This window comes from Dyella sp. 2YAF14 (genome assembly GCF_052114725.1).
Classification (GTDB): Bacteria; Pseudomonadota; Gammaproteobacteria; order Xanthomonadales; family Rhodanobacteraceae; genus Dyella.
The window spans coordinates 431,531-450,762 of record NZ_JBFRFH010000003.1 but is presented as its reverse complement, the minus strand read 5'-3'; the positions used below and the strand labels follow the sequence as shown (position 1 = coordinate 450,762).

Genomic DNA, 19,232 nt, shown 5'->3' with positions numbered 1-19,232 from the left:
GCACTCGCGACATCGCCTAAAACTGGTACTGGAAACGCCCCACGATGGCAGACGGATGCTTGCCGCTGTTTTCGTTGCCGGGCTTGTTCAGGTCCAGCGCGTGGACCAGGTTGGCAGAGAGGCGTACGGACTTGTCMAGGTACCAGTTCACGCCCAGCGTGAGATTGGTCTCCTTGCCGCCGACCACATCGCGATCGTTGAGGTCGGTCATGCTCAGTCGCGCCCCCACTTCCAGCGCGCCACCGCCATGCCCGTTCCAGGAGGCATGCGGCACCACCGGTCCGAAGGTGGCGTTGCCTTCGCGGTAGTCGCGGCTTTCTCCGGTGATCATCCAGCTGGCATAGGCGTACCAGCCGCGGAAGCGCAGGGCAGGCAGACCGTCGCTGCGTTGCAGATGCGCCTCCATATATTCGGCCTGCCAGGAGAACGGCCCGTTGACGTGCGCCGCTTCGAGGCCGTAGCGCTGCACCTTGTTCGAGCCGGTGATATCGCCGGTGTTGAGGAAATAGCCGTCCGAAGACAGTGCCACCTCCGAGGCCGACTTGAACTGCTGGTCGTTGTCAGGGCCGGCGCGACGCGTCGAATAATCGATGGCCAGGTGATACGAGCCGCGCGCAGTTCTCAGCAGATAAGCCAGGCGACCGGTGAGAGCCACGCCGCGCTGGGTGCGGCCTTCATCCTTGGCGCCGGCGGTGTAGAAGCCGTAGCTCCATATCCAGGGACCGTGGAAATCGCTGGAGGTGATGCCCACGCTGCGACTCGGTGCGAGCGCATTGGTGGTGGCGCGCTCGAGAAAAGTCGTGTTGCGAAAACTGCCGAACTGCTCGAGGCCGAACGGTTCCTGCTGGTTGCCCATGGTGACCACGCCGAAATACTTGGTCTGCTTGCGAACGTAGACATCCTTGAACTCCAGATGGCCGTCCACGATCTGCGCGTCGGCATAGAACAGCCAGTCGAAGCGCAGATTGTGAGTGAGGCTGATGTCGGCGCGCCGTATCGAAAATTGCGTATTGCCCAGGCCTTGATGGTTGTAGTCGGCGGCATCGACCATCACGTAGCCGTGGATCTGGTTGTGGATCACCGGCGTGTCGATGCCGCCTTCGAAGGGGCGCATCAGCGACAACTCGCGCAAGTGCTCCAGTGCAGCGCTGTCATTGCTGGCCGTCGACGTCCCGGAGGCAGGCGCGGCGGGCAAGGTTTCTTCAGAAGCGCTGGTCGAGGCGGCCGCTGGTTTGGACGGCTGATGGACGCATCCCGCTGACGTCGCGCAGGCAAGGCCAAGGCTCAACCATGTCGGGGCATGGCCAGCCAGCGTCTTGCGCGCGATATCCGCCATGCCCGCTCACCCCCGTCCCTTGCCGCTGTTGACCTGTGGCAGCCAGCGATCCTTGCCCTGGCCCGGGCTATTCATAGTGCCGCGATGGTGAAGCTTTGGTCTGTGGGAGCCGCTGGGAACCAGCGTCCCCGATCCTTCCGTGGCGAGGCCGGGCTTCCCTACGGAGGCGCATGGCCTGCCGTGCGGGTTAATATGGCGGTTTGCAACGCCTCCCAGGAGTCCTCGAGTGATCATCAACCCCAAGGTGCGTGGTTTTATCTGCGTGACGGCCCATCCGGTCGGTTGCGAGCACAACGTGATCGATCAGATCAACATCACCAAGGCGCAGGGCGACCTGGGCGAGGGTCCCAAGCGCGTGCTGGTGATCGGTGCTTCCACCGGCTATGGCCTGGCCTCGCGCATCACCGCGGCCTTCGGTTACGGCGCGGCCACCCTCGGCGTGTTCTTCGAGAAGCCCAGCAGCGAGACCAAGACGGGCACCGCGGGCTGGTACAACTCCGCGGCGTTCGACAAGCTCGCCAAGGAAGCAGGCCTGTTCAGCCGCTCGATCAACGGCGATGCGTTCGCCAACGAGACGCGCGAGCGCGCCATCGAGATCATCAAGAACGAGATGGGCGGCAAGATCGACCTCGTCGTCTATTCGCTGGCCTCGCCGGTGCGCAAGCTGCCGGACACCGGTGAAGTGGTGCGCTCGTCGCTCAAGACCATCGGCGAGACCTTCACCGCCAACTCGATCGACACCAACCGCGACACCGTGGTGCAGGCGTCGGTGGAGCCGGCGACCGAGCAGGAAATCAAGGACACCGTCACCGTGATGGGTGGCGAGGACTGGAAGCTGTGGATCGATGCGCTGAGCAAGGCTGGCGTGCTCGCCGATCATGCCAAGACCGTGGCCTATAGCTATATCGGCACCGAGATCACCTGGCCGATGTACTGGCACGGCACGCTCGGCCAGGCCAAGCAGCATCTGGACAACACCGCCAAGCAGCTCGTCGCCGAACACAAGGCCGAGCACCTGGATGCCTACGTGGGCGTGATGAAGTCGGTGGTGACCCAGGCGAGCGCGGCGATCCCGGTGCTGCCGCTGTATATCGCCATTTCCTTCCGCGTGATGAAGGAGCTGGGCATCCACGAAGGCACCATCGAGCAGATTAACCGCATGTTCCGCGACCGCCTGTACCGCAAGGATCATGGCGCGACCGAAACCGACAGCGACGGCCGCCTGCGTCTGGACGACTGGGAGCTGCGCGACGATGTGCAGCAGGCGTGCAAGGCGCTGTGGTCGACGGTGAATACCGAAAACCTCAACCAGCTCACCGACTACGCCGGTTACAAGAGCGACTTCCTGCGCCTGTTCGGCTTTGGCCGCAGCGACATCCATTACGAAGAAGACGTGAACCCGGATCGCCGCTTCGACGTGATCGAACTCTGATCGACCCCACCGGATGCCGCCATCGCGCGGCATCCGGTACCGTCCAAAGACGAGGCATACAACCGCTCAGGCGCTCACTAAGCTGTCGGCATGAGCACCGCCATCGTCTGGTTTCGCCGCGACCTACGCCTCGCCGATCATCCCGCACTCAGTGCCGCCGCGCAGGCGCACGAACACATCCTCCCGCTCTATATTCATGCACCGCATGAAGACGGCGCGTGGACTCCCGGCGCCGCGAGCCGCTGGTGGCTGCATCATTCCCTTGCGCGACTCGATGCCCAACTGCGCGAGCATGGCAATGCACTGCATCTTGCGCAGGGCAGCAGCCTTGAGGTGCTGCGCGATCTGATCGATCGCACGGGAGCTACGGCGGTCTACTGGAGCCGAGTCTACGAACCCGCCGCCATCGCGCGGGACAGCGAACTCAAGACCGCCTTGCGCGAGCAGGGCGTCGAGGTCCACAGCTTCAATGCGTCGCTGTGGTGCGAACCCTGGCGGATCGAGACGAAACAGCAGGGGCCGTATCGCGTGTTCACGCCGTTCTGGCGGAGCCTGCGTCCCCAACTCGAGGTCGTGCAGCCCTTGGCCGTGCCGGCTTCACTGCGTGCGATCACAGTCGACGGAAGCGTGCCGCTGGATGCGCTCAAGCTATTGCCGCGCATCGCGTGGGACGGCGGCCTGCAGGAAGCCTGGCAACCGGGCGAGCAGGGCGCGCAGGAGTGGCTGGATATCTTCATGGACGACGCCGTGAGCGACTATCAACGCGCCCGCGACCTGCCTGCGCGACACGGTACTTCGAGACTCTCGCCACATCTGCACTTTGGCGAGATATCGCCGCGGCAGATCCATCGCCAGCTGGTCGATCGCGCGGCTGCCACCGATGCGCGTCGACGCCCGGACATCGAGCCCTACCTGCGCGAGCTGGGCTGGCGCGAGTTTGCGCATCACCTGCTATATCACTTTCCCAAGACGCCTACGGCGAACTTCAACGAGCAGTTCGACCGGTTTCCATGGGCGAGCGAAGATGCCACGGCGATCGAGCGATGGCAGCGCGGCCTCACCGGCATTCCCCTGGTCGACGCCGGCATGCGCGAGCTCTGGCACACCGGCTGGATGCACAACCGCGTACGCATGATCGTAGCCAGCTTCCTGTGCAAGAACCTCAGGCAGCACTGGCATCACGGCGCGCGCTGGTTCTGGGACACGCTGGTGGACGCTGATCTGGCGAACAATACGATGGGCTGGCAGTGGGTGGCTGGCAGCGGCGCTGATGCCGCGCCGTATTTCCGCGTGTTCAATCCGGTGACGCAGGCGCACAAGTTCGATCCGGAGGGTCAGTATCTGCGGCGCTGGTTGCCTGAGTTGGCGGAGGTGCCGTTGAAGCAGTTGCATGAACCGTGGACGGATCCGGCCTTGCTGAAGCGCACCGGATACCTCGCGCCTATGGTGGACTTGGGTGAGAGCCGCGAAGCTGCCTTGATGGCTTATCGCACCATGCGCGCGAGCTGAGGATCCGCCGCACCGTCCCCCTGTGGGAGTGCACCCTGTGCGCGACAGGCCTCCACTTCAACGCTCCGGGTCGTCGCGCACAGGGTGCGCTCCCACAGAGGTCGGTTGAACGGATGTGGGTCCACTCCATTTGCGCAACAACCACGCCAACACCGGCGGCGTCACCATCGCCGTCAACAACGACATCGCCACGATGATCGCGTAGATGCGATCGGTGAATACACCCGCTGCCAAGCCAAGGCTGGCAATCACCACGCCCACCTCACCACGCGGCACCATGCCGAATCCGACGACGGTGGCACTACGCGCTCCCAGCGACAGCGATCCAAGAAAACCGCCGATCAACTTCGATGCAATCGCGATCAGGGTGACCACCAGCAACATGGTCGCCGCCTCGAGGTTCATCAGCTGGTGCAGGTCGATCTTGCTGCCGGTGATGACGAAGAAGAACGGCGTGAGCAGGGCGAGCAGGGGTTGCGTCTGTTTCTCGAGCGTGTGCTGCTGGCGTGTTTCGGAGGCGATCATGCCGGCCAGGAAGGCGCCGATGATGGCGGCCAGGCCGAACAGCGTCGACACGTAGGCCAGGCCAAGGCAAAGCGCCAGCACGATCGCCAGCGCCGAGTGAGGACTCTGCGGCTTGTCCAGCCAGCTTGAATTCCAGCGCATCACGCGCGCACCGCCGATACCGATGATGGCGATGAAGCCGATCGCGCCGGCCAGCACGGCGAGCAAGTGCACCACATCGATGCCTTCGCCGCCTTGCACTGAAACCACCACGCCAAGCAGCAACATGGCCAGGATGTCGTCGATCACCGCCGCACCCAGGATCACCTTGCTCTCGATGCGCTGGAGCGCGCCCAGCTCCTGCAATACGCGCGCGGTGATGCCAGCCGAGGTGGCGACAAAGGCCGCCGCGATAAACAGCGAACGGCTCCAGTCGAAGCCATTGCCGTGCGCCCATGCACCGCCCAGTGCGAACGGCACGAGCACGCCGAGCACGCCGACGATGAAGGCGACCTTGCCGACTTTCTTCAGGTCTTCCAGCCGTGTTTCCAGTCCCACTGAAAACAGCAGCAAGACCACGCCGATCTCCGCCAGCACATCCAGCGGCGTGCCAGGCGCCACCTGGTCGGGCGTGATCCAGCCCAGCAGGGAAGGGCCGATGATGCAGCCGGCGGCGATCTCGCCCACCACGCCGGGCAGCTTCAGCCGCTGCGCGATCTCGCCGCCAAGCTGGGCGGCGATGAAGACGATGAAGAGGGTAAGCAGGATGTCGCTGGCGTGATGCATGCGTAAGTACACGGCGGCAGTCGAATGCCACGCATGCTACATGCTCGGCACGAAACCTGCGCTCAGTCGGACGCGTGCGTCGAGCGTGGCGAGGCGTCGCTCTTCAGTCGGCTGAATACCCAGCTGGCCGTGGCAGTCACGATGGCCAGCAGCAACACCGTCCAACGAAACGCAGGGATGTAGTCTTCGTGGGCATGGCCTTGCAGCAAGGCTTCCATCAGCAGCGAGGCCAGCGCAATGCCGAAGCTCATCGACAGATACTGCGCCGTCGAGGCCATCGACGACGCCTGCGCGGCGAACTTCACGTCCAGGTCGTTGTAGATGAGGGTATTCATGGCGGTGTACTGCAGGCCCATGAAGCCGCCGTAGACATACACCATCAGCGCGATCACCCACATCGGCGAGCTCTTGCCGAGCAGCGCGAACGACGCCAGCATCACCGCCACGATGAGGGTGTTGGCGAACAGCAGTTTTTGATAACCGAGGTACTGCAGCAGCCGGTTGATGCCCCACTTGGCGGTGATCGAGCCCAGCGCCTGCGGCACCATCATCAGGCCGGCCATCAAGGGCGACCAGCCGCAGCCCACCTGCAGGAACAACACCAGCAGCAGGAACATGCCCGATACGCCCAGGCGCGTGAACAGGTTGCCGGCCAGCGACACCCATACGCTGCGTACCCGCAGCAGGCTCAGATCCGCCACGGGGTGATCATTGCGGCGGCTGTGCCACACATAGGTCACGCCGAACACGACTGCAAGCACGCCGTAGAGGGTGATCCACAATCCTTGTCCGCCGCCACCGCTAGCCACTTCGGATGCGGTCAACAACATGGCCGACGCGGCAGCGAACAGCAGAAAGCCCAGCAGATCGAAGGGGTGCACATCGTCCAGGCGGTAATCGGGCATGTCGCGGCGATTCATCCACATGCCGATCACGCCCACCGGGACATTGATCAGGAAGATCAGCCGCCACGAGGTGTATTGCGCCAGTGCGCCGCCCAGCAGCGGTCCGAGCACCGAGCCGAGCAGGCCCACCGTGGCGACCGTACTCATGGCTCGCACGAAATCGCGTTTGTCGACGCTGCGCACGAGCACGTAGCGGCCCACCGGCATCAGCGCCGCGCCGCCCAGGCCCTGCAGCACTCGCGCGGCGACCAGCTGCGGCAGGCTCTGCGCGATGCCGCACAACAGCGAGCCGACGGTGAAGGTGGCGATGGCGAGCGCAAAGATGCGCCGCGTTCCGAAACGGTCGCACAGCCATGGGCTGGCGGGAATAAAGATCGCCAGCGTCAGCACGTAACTGGTGAGCGCGGTGCGCATGCCCAGCGGAGTGACGTTCAACGCCTCGGCCATCGCCGGCACGGCCGTGTTGACGATGGTGGAGTCCAGCGCCTGCATGAAGAAGGCGGCAGCCACCAGCCAGATCAGTCCGCGATAGCGATCGCGCGAGGACTCCGGTGGCGGAGCAGGAGCCGGCGCTTCCTCGCCTGGCGGCGGCACGGGAAGGTTGGTTTGGGTGGCGGCCAAATTCTCGGACATGTCTCATTATGATAGCTGCTATGGCAGCTTGCTTTTGCGGGTCGCTGCGTCCAAAGTCGGCTGCGTTTCATCTTTGGGGTGCGCGTGTGCGCACCGCGTCAACTCGCAACAGCGAAGCAGCCCGACGAGCAACGGTGAACGGCAAACCACGATGAATCGATCGCGCCGGGGCGGCAGCGTCCCGGCGCGTCTCTTTTTGCGATAGCTGGCGGATCGTCGCAGGCGCATCCGCACGACAGGAGTCCCTATGAGCAGCAAGCCACCGATTGTCATTTCCACACGCGACCTGGATCGCCTTGAAGCCATGCTCGAGCGCATGCCACCGGTGCAGGCCGGGCAATACCAGGCGCTGCGCGGCGAGCTCGATCGTGCCGACGTGGTGGAGTCTTCGGCGATACCGCCGGACGTGGTCACCATGAATTCCGTGGTCACCTTCAAGGACGACGATGGCGGCGACGAGTTGACTGTCACCCTGGTGTATCCCGCCGGCGCCGGGGTGCCGGGCACGGTGTCGATCCTGGCGCCCGTGGGCAGTGCGTTGCTCGGCCTGAAGGTGGGCCAGCATATCGAATGGCCCACGCCGGACGGCCACCGCCGTGAGCTGCGCGTGCTGGACATCGAATATCAACCTGAAGCGTCGGGCGATCTGCATCGCTGACGCCCTTATGCACGCCTTCTTCACGACTGCCGCGGGATTTACAGGCAATCGGGCCGAAGCGAGTCGAGCTTAGGTAAACTTCCGCTCATGAGGACACCCGCATGAGCCAGAGTCAGGCCACCGATTGGCGCGCCCAGGCCGCCGAACTGCGCGACAAGATTGAACGCGCGAACCATCGCTACCACGTACTCGACGACCCCGAGATCACGGACGCCGAGTACGACCGCGCCATGCGTGCGCTGGAAGCGCTCGAACAGGCACACCCGGAGCTGGCCACGCCCGACTCGCCCACGCGGCGAGTCGGTGCGCGTGCCCAAGGCGGCTTCGCCGAAGTGCGTCACGTGATACCGATGCTGTCGTTGAACAACGCCTTCGAACTGGACGGCGAGGGCGATCGCGAACGCTTCCGCGAGATTGCCGAGTTCGAGCGCCGCATCGAGCAGACCCTGGACCGGCGCAACCCGGAGTTTTCGGTCGAGCCCAAGCTTGACGGCCTGGCGATCAGCCTGCGCTACGAAAACGGCGTGTTCGTGCAGGGCGCGACGCGCGGCGATGGCGAGACCGGTGAGGACGTCACCGCCAACTTGCGCACCGTACGTGCGATTCCGCTGCGCCTGCGCGGCGAGGGCTGGCCGCGCGTGCTGGAAGTGCGCGGCGAAGTGATCATGCTGCACAAGGATTTCGAAGCCTTCAATGCACGCGCCCGCGAGCACGGCGAGAAGACCCTGGCCAATCCGCGCAATGGCGCGGCAGGTTCGCTGCGCCAGCTCGACCCGGCCATCACGGCGCGGCGCAAGCTGAGCTTCTTTGCTTACGCGGTGGGCGACGTGCAGGGCGGCGAGCTGCCGGCCACGCATTCCAAAACCTTGGCCAAGCTGCGCGACTGGGGCTTTCCGGTGTCGCCCGAAGTGGGCAGCGCCAAGGGTTTTGATGGTCTGATCGCCTACTACCGGCGCATCGGCGCCAAGCGCGACAAGCTTCCCTACGATATCGACGGCGTGGTGTACAAGCTGGACGACTACGCGGGCCAGCGCGAAATGGGCTTCGTGTCCCGCGCGCCACGTTGGGCGGTGGCGCACAAGTTCCCGGCGCAGGAGCAGACCACCACGGTCGAAGCGATCGAGATCAATATCGGCCGCACCGGTGCCGCCACGCCGCTGGCCCGCCTTAAACCGGTGCAGGTGGGCGGCGTTACGGTCAGCAATGCCACCTTGCACAACGCCGACCAGGTGGCACGCCTGGATGTGCGCGTTGGTGACACGGTGATCGTACGGCGCGCCGGCGACGTGATTCCCGAAGTCGTGCGCGTGATGCCCGAACTGCGTCCGCCGCATACGCGACCCTGGCATATGCCCACGCATTGCCCGGTGTGCAACTCGGCCTTGGTACGCGAAGAAGGCGAAGCCGCCTGGCGCTGCTCGGGCGGCCTGATCTGCGCGGCGCAACGCAAGGAAGCGCTGATTCATTTCGCCGCGCGGCGCGCCATGGACATCGACGGCCTGGGCGAGCGCTTCGTGGAAGCACTGGTGGATTTCGGCTATGTGCATACGCCCGCCGATCTCTACTCGCTGACGCTGGACGATTTCCTGGAGATGAAGCGGCGTGCCGATGAGAGCGATGGCTCCACACCGGAAACCGTCAAGCAGGGCAAGGTGGCCACCAAGTGGGCCGAGAACCTGATCGAGGCGATCGAGGCCAGCAAGCACACCAGCCTGCCTCGCTTCCTGTTTGCGCTGGGCATCATGCATATCGGCGAAAGCACGGCGAAGACGCTGGCGGCGTGGCTGGGCAGCCTGGCGGTGATCCGTCGCATGCCGGCGGCGGTGCTGCGGGTGTTGCCCGATATCGGCGATGAAGTCGCGCGTTCCATCGCGGCATTTTTCGCGCAGGACGGCAATCAGAAAGTGGTCGATGCCTTGCTCGCTTCGGGCATCGTGTTCTCCGATGAAACGCACCCTTCACCCAAGTTGCACCAGCGCCTGGATCTGGCGTTGTTGCTGGATATGGCGGGCGTGAGCAAGCTCGGTCCCAAGAGCACCAAGCTGCTGGCCGAACGGTTTACCTCACTGGATAAGCTGGTTGCGGCCGGACCTGCGCATTGGGTGACGGCCGGTTTGCCTTCGGCGGCATCGACCAATCTCGAAGCTTTTCTTGCCGACAAGGCGAAGCTGCAGCAGCTGCGCGAAGCGGACGCGGCCATGTGGGAGTTGCTCAATGCCATTCCCAAGAGCACCAAGGCCGCCACCGCGCCGCTGGAAAGCCAGACCATCGTGCTCACCGGCACGCTGTCGTCGCTGAGTCGCGATGACGCCAAGGAGCGGCTGGAGGCGTTGGGCGCCAAGGTCGCCGGTTCGGTGTCCAAGAAGACCAGCTTCGTGGTGGCGGGCGAGGCGGCCGGTTCCAAGCTCGACAAGGCGCAGGAACTGGGCGTGGAAGTGTGGGACGAGGCGCGCCTGCTCGAGCTGCTCGCCACCCACGAGGGCAGCGCATGAACCTGCACATGGCAGGGCGCCTGCATCTGCGCGCACGGCTTTACGCGCTGATCCGGGCGTTCTTCGCCGAACGCAATGTGCTGGAGGTGGAAACGCCAATCCTGTCGGCAGCCGGCAACACCGATCCGAACATCGAGAGTTTCAGCGCTCGTTTCAGTGGCCATGTCGATGCCGGTGCACGCGAACGCTGGATGCGCACCTCGCCGGAATATCCGTTGAAGCGCTTGCTGGCCGCCGGTGTTGGCGACTGCTACGAGATGGGCCGCGTGTTTCGCAACGGTGAGGCCGGCGGTCGCCACAACCCCGAGTTCACCATGCTCGAGTGGTATCGCGTGGGCTGGGATCATCGGCAGCTGATGGAAGAAACCATCGCGCTCGTTGAGGCTGCGCTGGCGATGATGGGATCGCGCGCGGAAATATGCATCGAAGGCTACCGGCAGCTCTTCATCGACGAGCTTGGCATCGATCCGGCGCACGCGCCGATCGAGCAGCTGCAGTTGGCGCTTGAGGAATTCAACATCCATCCGGACGGGCTGACGCGCGACGACTGGCTTGATCTGCTCATCACCCATCGCCTGCAGCCCTCGTTTCCGCGCAACCGCATCACCGTGATCCATGACTATCCCGCCTCGCAGTGCGCGCTCGCGAAAGTGCGGCCGGGCGATCCTCCGCTGGCCGAACGCTTTGAGCTTTTTCTGGGGCGCTATGAGCTGGCCAATGGCTATCACGAGCTCAACGACGCGGCCGAACAACGTCGGCGTTTCGAGCGCGACAACGCGGTACGTCAATCGCGCGGCCAACCGGCCATCCCGATGGACGAGAACCTGTTGGACACGTTGGACGCGATGCCCGATTGCGCCGGCGTGGCCATGGGTATCGAGCGTCTCCTGATGTGCCTGGTGGGCACGGACGCGATCGCCGACGTGCTCACTTTTCCCTTTGCAGAGGCCTGAAGGCATGGCGTCGAGTTTGCTGCCCGCCATCCATCATGTGGCGTTGATTTGTTCGGACTATGCGCGGTCGAAAGCGTTCTACACCCAGACGCTGGGTTTTCGCGTCATTCGCGAGGTGTACCGCGCTGAGCGCGACTCGTGGAAACTGGATCTGGAAGTTTCGCCGGGCGTCAGCCTCGAGCTGTTTTCGTTTCCGTCGCCACCGCCGCGGCCGTCACGGCCCGAGGCACAAGGATTGCGCCATCTCGCGTTTGCCGTGCCAGACGTGGAAGCGGTGATCGCCACGCTGCAGCAGCGTGGCGTGGCCTGCGAACCCGTGCGCGTGGATGAATTCACCGATCGCCGCTTCACCTTTTTCGCCGACCCCGACGGTCTTCCGATCGAGCTGTACGAAGCCTGAGACGTCGACGTACCCATAAAAAAATCCAGCGGCTCGAATAAGCCGCTGGATTTCGAGGTGGAGCAATGGGCAGGCGCTTAGTCGTGCCAGTCCAGCAGGTGGCGATAGATCAGGCCGCCCACGATGCCGCCGATCAGCGGAACCACCCAGAACATCCACAGCTGCCCCATGGCCCAGCTGCCCTGGAACACGGCAACCGCGGTGCTGCGCGCCGGATTGACCGAGGTGTTGGTGATCGGGATGGAGATCAGGTGGATCAGCGTGAGCGCGAGGCCGATGGCCAGCGGTGCAAAGCCGGTCGGCGCCAGTTTGTGCGTGGTGCCGTTGATCACGATCAGGAAGAACGCGGTCAGCACGAACTCGGCAACCATGCAGGCCACCAACGAATACTGCCCCGGCGAATGCTCGCCGTAGCCGTTGGAGGCAAAGCCGCCCGCGACGGGATCGAACACGGGTCTGCCACTGGCTATCAAATAGATGGTGGCGCCGGCTGCCACGCCGCCCACCACTTGTGCGATCCAGTAAGGGATCACGTCCTTGGCCGGAAAACGGCCGCTGGCCCACATGCCTGCAGTTACTGCGGGATTGAAGTGCGCACCGGAAATATGACCCACCGCATACGCCATGGTCACCACGGTGAGGCCGAAGGCGAGGGCGACGCCTGCAAATCCAATGCCCAACTCAGGGAAGGTTGCCGCGAAGACTGCGCTGCCGCAGCCGCCAAAGACCAGCCAGAACGTGCCAAAAAACTCTGCTCCCAAACGCTTGCCCATATTCACGGGGACTCTCCTTGCCAGATTTTCAGGGAATGGCTCGAGCGCATCCATGCGTGACTTCCACAACGATCCCGATTTGAAACAGGCTCTTAGTGCATGGCTCGAGTACGCGTAGGCTAACAAAATTGGCCATAGGAGTAGTCCACGTCCCGGTCCAGATCGGTGAAGGCTTACATACCGAAGAGGCTTTTCCTTTGTGTATGCTGCCCCGTCGCTTTCGCCTGGTACTGCAGGATCCTTCGATGACGCAAGCATTTCCGACCACGCCAACCTTGGCAGCCCCCGTCCGCCGCATGGGCGCGCGTGACATCCAGACCCTGCTGCTCGCCTCGCTGGGCGGCGCGCTGGAGTTCTACGATTTCGTGGTGTTCGTGTTTTTTGCGCTGCCGCTGAGCCACCTGTTTTTTCCGCCGGACATGCCGCAGTGGCTGGCCCAGTTGCAGACCTACGCGATCTTCGCCGCGGGCTATCTGGCCCGACCGCTGGGCGGCATCGTGATGGCTCACTTCGGCGACCGGCAGGGTCGCAAGCGCATGTTCACGCTGAGCGTTTTCCTGATGGCGCTGCCGACGCTGGCGATTGGCGCGCTGCCGGTCTATGCCTCGGTGGGGCTGCTGGCGCCGCTGCTGTTGCTGTGCCTGCGCGTGATGCAGGGCGTGGCGATTGGTGGCGAAGTGCCGGGCGCATGGGTATTCGTGGCCGAGCACGCGCCGCGCGGACGGGTCGGTTTTGCCTGTGCATGCCTCACCTCCGGCCTCACCGCGGGCATCCTGATCGGCTCGCTGACGGCGGCGTGGATGAACCATCACTTCTCGCCCGCCGATGTGTTGCGCGGCTGGTGGCGCCTGCCGTTTGTGCTGGGCGGCGTGTTCGGCCTCGTGGCCGTGTGGCTGCGTCGCTGGTTGAGCGAAACGCCGGTGTTTGCCGAGCTGCATGCGCGCAAGGCATTGAGCGAGGGCTTGCCGCTGCGCACCGTGCTGGCGGGTCATGGCGCCAGCGTGGCCATTTCCATGGCGGTCACCTGGACGCTCACCGCGGCCATCCTGGTGCTGATTCTGGGACTGCCCAGCCTGGCGCAGAAGTCGTTCGGCATTCCTGCTGACGTGGCCTTCCTGGGCAATAGCATCGCCGCTTTTTGCCTATGCGTGGGCTGCGTGGCATTTGGCTGGCTGGTCGATCGCATTGGCGCCGCCTGGACACTGATCGCCGGCTCGGTCGCCTTGGTGACTGTCACCTATGTGCTGTTCGGTGATCTGGCGGCAGGCGGCGCGCATTTTCTGCCGCTGTATGGGCTCACCGGTTTTCTGGTCGGTACCGTGGCGGTGGTGCCCACCATCATGGTGGCGGCGTTTCCGGCGCAGATTCGCTTCTCCGGCATCTCCTTCGCCTATAACGTGGCCTATGCCGTGTTTGGCGCGTGTACTGCCACGTTTATCGGCTACCTGGCCGGGACGTCCGGGCGCATGGCTGCCGCGCACTATGTGACGATCACGGTGGTGGTCGGCGTTGCGGCGGCGGTGTGGCTGCTGGTGAAAGGGCGCGGCAAAGCTCAGTTGATGACCGACTGAGCGCAGCCCTCAGGGGTTGTTGATGGTCGAACCCGTCAACAGCCCACGCGCCAACATGCTGCACTGCTTGCGATACAGCAGCATCTGCCACTGGCGCCCGCCCAGCTGTCGCCACAACACGGCCGAACGCACGGCGGCGAGCAGGTTGGTGCGAACCTTTTCGACCACGGCCGGCTGCTGCAACTGCTGCGGATTGCCGGTGACCATCACGCGCGGCTTGAGCGTGGAAAGCGTGCCGGCATACAGCTCGGCCAGACGCTTCACCACCTGCGGCGAATCCGCACCGAAGTGTTCGACCTGCCGCTGTGCGGCGGCGATGCCTTGCTGCAGGCGATCCAGCAGATCGCTGCGGCGTGACAGGCTGCGCTCCAGGCGCATCACCGTGAAGGCCATGCGCGTGATGGCCACATCGCGGTTGTTCTCGTCGAGCAGGGTGATCAGCTGGCGCAGGCCCAGGCGCACGGCGCCGACATCGCCGTAGACGCCCACGACCGACGGTGCATCGATGCGGAACACGCTGGCCATGCTCGAGGCCATGGCGATGTCGTCGCAGCGGCCATCGTTGGCCAGCTGCTGGGCGAGCGTGGTGGCCTGGAACAAACCCGCCAGGGCCAACACGCGCTCTTCGTTCATCGCGAAAATTTCAAACACCGGTCAGTGCCTCGGAGAGGGCGGAAGAAGTAGCGGCATCATTCCAGCCGCCAAAGGGGGCGTCGGTGCGGTCGATCACGGCACCGCCGAGACAGGCCTCGCCGTCATAGAAAACCACCGACTGGCCGGGCGTCACGGCCCGCTGCGGCTGGTCGAACACCACCTCGAGTCCATCGTTCCGTACAAACACTTCGCAGGGCTGGTCGGCCTGGCGATAGCGCGTCTTGGCGGTGCAACGAAATTGTTTCGCCGGCGGCTCGCCCGCCACCCAGGTCGGCGGCTCGGCGTGCAGGCGGTTCGAATAAAGCCAATGGTTCTCGCCGCCCTGCGCAACATACAGCACGTTGGCGGGCACATCCTTGCCGACCACGTACCAGGCCTCGCCGCTGGCGCCATGGCGCCCGCCGATCCCCAGGCCGTTGCGCTGGCCAAGGGTGTAATACATCGCGCCCTGGTGCTCGCCCACGGTCTGGCCATCGGGCGTGCGCATCGGGCCGGGCTGGGCGGGCAGGTACTGGGCAAGAAAGCTGCGGAAGTCGCGCTCGCCGATAAAGCAGATGCCGGTGGAATCCTTTTTCGCGTGCGTCGGCAGCGCGGCCTCCTGGGCCATCTGGCGCACCAGCGGCTTTTCGATCTCGCCGACCGGAAACAGCGTTGCGCTGAGCTGCTGCTGGCCCAGGGCGTGAAGAAAGTAAGTCTGGTCCTTGGACGCATCCACCGCGCGCAGCAGGCGATATTTGCCTTCATGGAAATCCACGCGGGCGTAGTGGCCGGTGGCGATCTTGTCGGCGCCCAGCGCGCGGGCCTCATCCAGGAAGGTCTTGAACTTGATCTCGCGATTGCACAGCACGTCCGGATTGGGCGTGCGACCGGCGCGGTATTCGGCAAGAAAGTGCTCGAACACGCCAGCCCAATACTCGGCGGCGAAATTGCGCGCATGGAACGGAATGCCCAGCCGCCCGCACACGGCCACGGCGTCCTTGCGATCGATATCGGTGGTGCAGGGGCCGTCGCGGTCGTCTTCTTCCCAGTTCTGCATGAACAGGCCTTCGACCTCGTAGCCACCCTGCTGCAGCAGCAGGGCGGCCACCGAAGAGTCGACACCGCCGGAGACACCGAGCATCACTTTCATGGGTAACGATCCTCGGCGAGCAGGCTGTGCAGCAGGTTCAGCGGGTGGCGCTGACCGCTCAGCCAGGCGTCGATGCTCATCAGCACCAGTGGACTGCGCAATTGGTCACCCAGTGCCACAATTTCGTCGCGGGTGAGCCACAGGGCCTGCCGGATGCCCTCGTCGAGCGGGCGCCCGGGATCATGACTCACCGCCCGAGCTGCAAAACTGAAGCGCACCACGCCGTCGCCATGCTCGGTGCTGCGCCACTGGTGGACGCCGATCAGGTGCTCGGGGACCACCGTCCAGCCCGTTTCTTCCAGCGTTTCACGTACGGCGGCGGTCAGCAGGCTCTCTTTGTCGTCCAAATGGCCCGCCGGCTGGTTATAGGCGAGGCGGCCGTTGACCTCCTCTTCGACCATGAGGAAGCGGTCGCCGTCGGCAACCACGCAGGCCACGGTCACGTGTGGGCACCAGACTTGCAGGGGAATGGGTGAGGAATCGGCCATCGGGGGTATATGGCGACGCTAGTGGCACTGGAAAAGCGGTCATTGTGCCATCACCTGAAGGCGATCTGCCTTCGGCGGTGCCCCTTGGGAGCATCCCGGGTGCCCGGCGCTATACTTTCCCCAAGGAAATTTCACGTAGACCCATGGCTCACGAACCCGAACACGAACAAGGCAGCGGTCACGGCCTGGCGCTGGAAACCTCCCGTCCGGAGGTGGCTCGCCCGCCGCTCTTCCAGGTGGTACTGCTGAACGACGATTTCACACCGATGGATTTTGTGGTCGAAGTGCTGAGAAGTTTTTTCAGTCTGGACCAGGAACGTGCGGTGCAAGTCATGCTTCACGTGCATACGCGCGGAAAAGGCGTGTGCGGGGTGTTTACCCGGGAAGTCGCGGAAACCAAGGTGACCCAGGTGAACGAATATTCACGTGCTCATCAGCACCCTTTGTTGTGCACTATGGAAAAGCTCTGAAAAGAGGTAATGAAAGGTGTGTAGAGAGGATCTGCCAAGGTCGGTTCTGGCGCCCACGCTACCCATCTCACAGCCCGTCCCTGGCACGGATATTGAAGAGCCTTCCAGCACCCCCATTTCGTAGCTATCGGGGCGCGTGACGCCCAGCCACACAGCGGAGTAGGTCCGGATGTTCAGCAAGGATCTCGAAGTCACCATCGGCCAGTGCTACAAGCAGGCCCGCGAGCAGCGTCATGAATTCATGACGGTGGAACATTTGCTGCTCGCTCTTACCGAAAACCAGTCGGCCCTGGGCGCACTGCGCGCCTGCGGCGTCGACCTGCCGCGCCTGTCGCGCGAGCTGGAAAAGATCATTGCCGAAACCGTACCGGTATTGCCGCACGGGGACGAGCGCGATACCCAGCCCACCCTCGGCTTCCAGCGCGTGCTGCAGCGCGCGGTTTATCACGTACAGTCTTCGGGCCGTAAAGAAGTCACCGGCGCGAACGTGCTGGTGGCGATCTTCGGCGAAAAGGATTCGCACGCCGTGTATTTCCTGCACCAGCAGGAGATCACCCGCCTGGACGTGGTCAACTATATTTCGCACGGTATCGCCAAGATCGGCGACGAGCCGTCGTCGAGCATGCCGGGCACCGAGCGCGAGAGTGAAGACGGCGAGCCCAAGGGCAATCCGCTCAGCGAATACGCCAGCAACCTCAACGAGCTGGCGCTCGAAGGCAAGATCGATCCGCTGATCGGCCGCCAGGACGAAATCGAGCGCACCATCCAGGTGCTGTGCCGCCGCCGCAAGAACAACCCGCTCTACGTGGGCGAGGCCGGCGTGGGCAAGACGGCCCTGGCCGAAGGCCTGGCCAAGCGCATCGTCGACGGCGAAGTACCCGAAGTGCTCGAGAACGCCACCATCTGGTCGCTGGACCTGGGTGCGCTGGTCGCCGGCACCAAGTATCGCGGCGACTTCGAGAAGCGTCTCAAGGCCGTCATCAACCAGCTGAAGAAGCAGACCGGTGCCATCCTGTTCATCGATGAGATCCACACCATCATCGGTGCGGGTTCGGCGTCGGGCGGCACCATGGACGCGAGCAACCTGATCAAGCCCATGCTGGCCTCGGGCGAGCTGCGCTGCATCGGTTCCACCACGTTCCAGGAATTCCGCGGCATCTTCGAGAAGGACCGCGCGCTGGCCCGTCGCTTCCAGAAGATCGACGTGGTCGAGCCGACGGTGGCCGATAGCCTGGAAATCCTCAAGGGCCTGCGTTCGCGTTTCGAGGAACACCACAACGTCACCTACACCAGCGAAGCGCTCAAGGCGGCGGTGGATCTGTCGGTGAAGCACATTCCCGATCGCCTGCTGCCGGACAAGGCCATCGACGTGATCGACGAGGCCGGTGCGCGCCAGCGCCTGCTGCCTGCCGATCAGCGCACGGGCAGGGTGGATGTGCCCGAAGTCGAATACATCGTGGCCAAGATGGCGCGCATCCCCGCCAAGCAGGTGTCGGCGTCGGATCGTGACGTGCTGAAGAACCTCGAGCGCAACCTGAAAATGGTGGTGTTCGGCCAGGATCCGGCGATCGAAGCGCTGGCCGCGTCGATCAAGATGGCGCGTTCGGGTCTGGCCGATCCGTCCAAGCCGATCGGTTGCTTCCTGCTCGCCGGCCCCACCGGCGTGGGCAAGACCGAAGTGACCAAGCAGCTGGCGATGCAGCTGGGTATCGAGATGATCCGCTTCGACATGTCCGAGTACATGGAAGCGCATTCGGTCTCGCGCCTGGTCGGTGCACCTCCGGGCTACGTCGGCTTCGATCAGGGCGGCCTGCTCACCGAAGCGGTGACCAAGCATCCGCATGCGGTGCTGTTGCTCGACGAAATCGAAAAGGCGCATCCGGATGTATTCAACATCCTGCTGCAGGTGATGGATCGCGGCGTGCTCACCGACACCAACGGTCGCGAAGCGAACTTCAAGAACGTGGTGGTGGTGATGACCACCAATGCAGGTGCGCAGCAGGCGTCGCGTCGCGGCATCGGCTTCGTCAAGCAGAACCATTCGATGGATGCGATGGAAGTAATCCGCCGCAGCTTCACGCCGGAATTCCGCAACCGTCTGGACGCGATCATCCAGTTCAATGCGCTGGACTTCGATCACATCCTGCGCGTGGTGGACAAGTTCCTGATCGAACTGGAAGCCCAGCTCACCGAGAAGCACGTGAGCCTGGATGTCGACGCCGATGCCCGCCGCTGGTTGGCGGAGCATGGTTTCGATCCGCAGATGGGCGCACGTCCGATGGCTCGCGTGATCCAGGAGAAGGTGAAGCGTGCACTGGCCGACGAACTGCTGTTCGGCAAGTTGGCCGATGGCGGCAAGGTGCGCCTGAGCGTCAACGAGGGCGAGCTGGTGGTGACTACGGAAGCGGCGGAAAACTTGCCGGCCACCGTGAGCTGATAGCTCGTTATCAGTAGCAACAAGAAAAGGCCGCGCATTGCGCGGTCTTTTTTTTGTGCCTATCGCCAGTATCACCGATGGGCGGAAATCGAAAGCGGCTGG

The 19,232-nt window shown here is 63.9% G+C and carries 16 protein-coding genes; 9 read left to right on the top strand and 7 right to left on the bottom strand.

What is annotated here, in order from left to right; genetic code table 11:
• Positions 1-16: 16 nt before the first annotated feature.
• Positions 17-1,336 carry an OprO/OprP family phosphate-selective porin gene (locus AB4Y82_RS08175; protein WP_441602361.1) on the bottom strand — a complete coding sequence of 440 codons (1,320 nt, stop codon included), beginning with the start codon at positions 1,334-1,336 and terminating at the stop codon, positions 17-19.
• Positions 1,337-1,562: 226 nt separating this feature from the next.
• Here AB4Y82_RS08175 and fabV point away from each other — a divergent pair, with 226 nt between their 5' ends.
• Both fabV and AB4Y82_RS08165 read left to right on the top strand, forming a co-directional pair.
• Positions 1,563-2,768, top strand: a complete 1,206-nt coding sequence (gene fabV / locus AB4Y82_RS08170) for an enoyl-ACP reductase FabV (RefSeq protein ID WP_441602360.1) — start codon at positions 1,563-1,565, stop codon at positions 2,766-2,768.
• Between the two features lie 90 nt (positions 2,769-2,858).
• A complete protein-coding gene (locus AB4Y82_RS08165) occupies positions 2,859-4,277 on the top strand; it encodes a cryptochrome/photolyase family protein (RefSeq protein ID WP_441602359.1) in 1,419 nt (472 codons plus the stop codon).
• A gap of 57 nt (positions 4,278-4,334) precedes the next feature.
• Here AB4Y82_RS08165 and AB4Y82_RS08160 read toward each other — a convergent pair whose 3' ends face one another.
• Complete coding sequence (locus AB4Y82_RS08160; RefSeq protein ID WP_441602358.1) at positions 4,335-5,567, bottom strand: cation:proton antiporter; 1,233 nt, start codon at positions 5,565-5,567, stop codon at positions 4,335-4,337.
• A 62-nt stretch (positions 5,568-5,629) separates the two neighbouring features.
• Positions 5,630-7,105: an MFS transporter gene (locus tag AB4Y82_RS08155; protein WP_441602357.1), complete on the bottom strand. Its 1,476-nt coding sequence runs from the start codon at positions 7,103-7,105 to the stop codon at positions 5,630-5,632.
• A gap of 247 nt (positions 7,106-7,352) precedes the next feature.
• Between AB4Y82_RS08155 and rnk the strand changes: the two genes are divergently transcribed.
• The 4 genes from rnk to gloA2 all read left to right on the top strand — a co-directional run bounded on the left by rnk (position 7,353) and on the right by gloA2 (position 11,608).
• Positions 7,353-7,763, top strand: coding sequence for a nucleoside diphosphate kinase regulator (gene rnk / locus AB4Y82_RS08150; protein ID WP_441602356.1), 411 nt, complete (start codon positions 7,353-7,355; stop codon positions 7,761-7,763).
• Positions 7,764-7,864: 101 nt separating this feature from the next.
• Positions 7,865-10,255, top strand: coding sequence for an NAD-dependent DNA ligase LigA (gene ligA, locus AB4Y82_RS08145; protein WP_441602355.1), 2,391 nt, complete (start codon positions 7,865-7,867; stop codon positions 10,253-10,255).
• Positions 10,252-11,208 carry an EF-P lysine aminoacylase EpmA gene (gene epmA, locus AB4Y82_RS08140; RefSeq protein ID WP_441602354.1) on the top strand — a complete coding sequence of 319 codons (957 nt, stop codon included), beginning with the start codon at positions 10,252-10,254 and terminating at the stop codon, positions 11,206-11,208. Before ligA ends, epmA begins: the two co-directional genes overlap by 4 nt.
• Positions 11,209-11,212: 4 nt before the next feature.
• The gene (gene gloA2, locus AB4Y82_RS08135; RefSeq protein WP_441602353.1) at positions 11,213-11,608 is read left to right on the top strand and encodes an SMU1112c/YaeR family gloxylase I-like metalloprotein; all 396 of its coding nucleotides are present in this window, start codon (positions 11,213-11,215) and stop codon (positions 11,606-11,608) included.
• 77 nt (positions 11,609-11,685) lie between these two features.
• Here the strand turns inward: gloA2 and aqpZ are convergent, their stop codons facing one another.
• Positions 11,686-12,387: an aquaporin Z gene (gene aqpZ / locus AB4Y82_RS08130; RefSeq protein WP_441602352.1), complete on the bottom strand. Its 702-nt coding sequence runs from the start codon at positions 12,385-12,387 to the stop codon at positions 11,686-11,688.
• Positions 12,388-12,626: 239 nt separating this feature from the next.
• On the opposite strand from aqpZ, the gene AB4Y82_RS08125 reads away from it, so the two are divergent.
• Entirely contained in the window at positions 12,627-13,952 is a 1,326-nt protein-coding gene (locus AB4Y82_RS08125) for an MFS transporter (RefSeq protein ID WP_441602351.1), read from the top strand.
• A 9-nt stretch (positions 13,953-13,961) separates the two neighbouring features.
• Here the strand turns inward: AB4Y82_RS08125 and hflD are convergent, their stop codons facing one another.
• From hflD to AB4Y82_RS08110, 3 genes are read right to left on the bottom strand one after another with little or no spacing between them, the layout of a single operon-like run.
• Positions 13,962-14,585 (bottom strand): high frequency lysogenization protein HflD, encoded by a 624-nt coding sequence (hflD, locus tag AB4Y82_RS08120; RefSeq protein ID WP_441602450.1) that lies wholly within the window; start codon positions 14,583-14,585, stop codon positions 13,962-13,964.
• A gap of 10 nt (positions 14,586-14,595) precedes the next feature.
• A complete protein-coding gene (gene mnmA / locus AB4Y82_RS08115) occupies positions 14,596-15,735 on the bottom strand; it encodes a tRNA 2-thiouridine(34) synthase MnmA (RefSeq protein WP_441602350.1) in 1,140 nt (379 codons plus the stop codon).
• Positions 15,732-16,223, bottom strand: a complete 492-nt coding sequence (locus tag AB4Y82_RS08110; protein ID WP_441602349.1) for an NUDIX hydrolase — start codon at positions 16,221-16,223, stop codon at positions 15,732-15,734. Before AB4Y82_RS08110 ends, mnmA begins: the two co-directional genes overlap by 4 nt.
• A 143-nt stretch (positions 16,224-16,366) precedes the next feature.
• On the opposite strand from AB4Y82_RS08110, the gene clpS reads away from it, so the two are divergent.
• Both clpS and clpA read left to right on the top strand, forming a co-directional pair.
• Positions 16,367-16,693: an ATP-dependent Clp protease adapter ClpS gene (gene clpS / locus AB4Y82_RS08105; RefSeq protein ID WP_074546739.1), complete on the top strand. Its 327-nt coding sequence runs from the start codon at positions 16,367-16,369 to the stop codon at positions 16,691-16,693.
• 169 nt (positions 16,694-16,862) lie between these two features.
• Positions 16,863-19,130, top strand: a complete 2,268-nt coding sequence (clpA, locus tag AB4Y82_RS08100; RefSeq protein ID WP_441602348.1) for an ATP-dependent Clp protease ATP-binding subunit ClpA — start codon at positions 16,863-16,865, stop codon at positions 19,128-19,130.
• The last annotated feature ends 102 nt before the right edge of the window (positions 19,131-19,232 follow it).

Bases quoted from the DNA above. Each gene is read 5' to 3' on its own strand.
- AB4Y82_RS08165 (WP_441602359.1), top strand. From the start codon at position 2,859: ATGAGCACCGCCATCGTCTGGTTTCGCCGCGACCTACGCCTCGCCGAT.
- AB4Y82_RS08160 (WP_441602358.1), bottom strand. From the start codon at position 5,567: ATGCATCACGCCAGCGACATCCTGCTTACCCTCTTCATCGTCTTCATC.
- AB4Y82_RS08155 (WP_441602357.1), bottom strand. From the start codon at position 7,105: ATGTCCGAGAATTTGGCCGCCACCCAAACCAACCTTCCCGTGCCGCCG.
- rnk (WP_441602356.1), top strand. From the start codon at position 7,353: ATGAGCAGCAAGCCACCGATTGTCATTTCCACACGCGACCTGGATCGC.
- ligA (WP_441602355.1), top strand. From the start codon at position 7,865: ATGAGCCAGAGTCAGGCCACCGATTGGCGCGCCCAGGCCGCCGAACTG.
- epmA (WP_441602354.1), top strand. From the start codon at position 10,252: ATGAACCTGCACATGGCAGGGCGCCTGCATCTGCGCGCACGGCTTTAC.
- gloA2 (WP_441602353.1), top strand. From the start codon at position 11,213: ATGGCGTCGAGTTTGCTGCCCGCCATCCATCATGTGGCGTTGATTTGT.
- AB4Y82_RS08125 (WP_441602351.1), top strand. From the start codon at position 12,627: ATGACGCAAGCATTTCCGACCACGCCAACCTTGGCAGCCCCCGTCCGC.
- hflD (WP_441602450.1), bottom strand. From the start codon at position 14,585: ATGAACGAAGAGCGCGTGTTGGCCCTGGCGGGTTTGTTCCAGGCCACC.
- mnmA (WP_441602350.1), bottom strand. From the start codon at position 15,735: ATGAAAGTGATGCTCGGTGTCTCCGGCGGTGTCGACTCTTCGGTGGCC.
- AB4Y82_RS08110 (WP_441602349.1), bottom strand. From the start codon at position 16,223: ATGGCCGATTCCTCACCCATTCCCCTGCAAGTCTGGTGCCCACACGTG.
- clpS (WP_074546739.1), top strand. From the start codon at position 16,367: ATGGCTCACGAACCCGAACACGAACAAGGCAGCGGTCACGGCCTGGCG.
- clpA (WP_441602348.1), top strand. From the start codon at position 16,863: ATGTTCAGCAAGGATCTCGAAGTCACCATCGGCCAGTGCTACAAGCAG.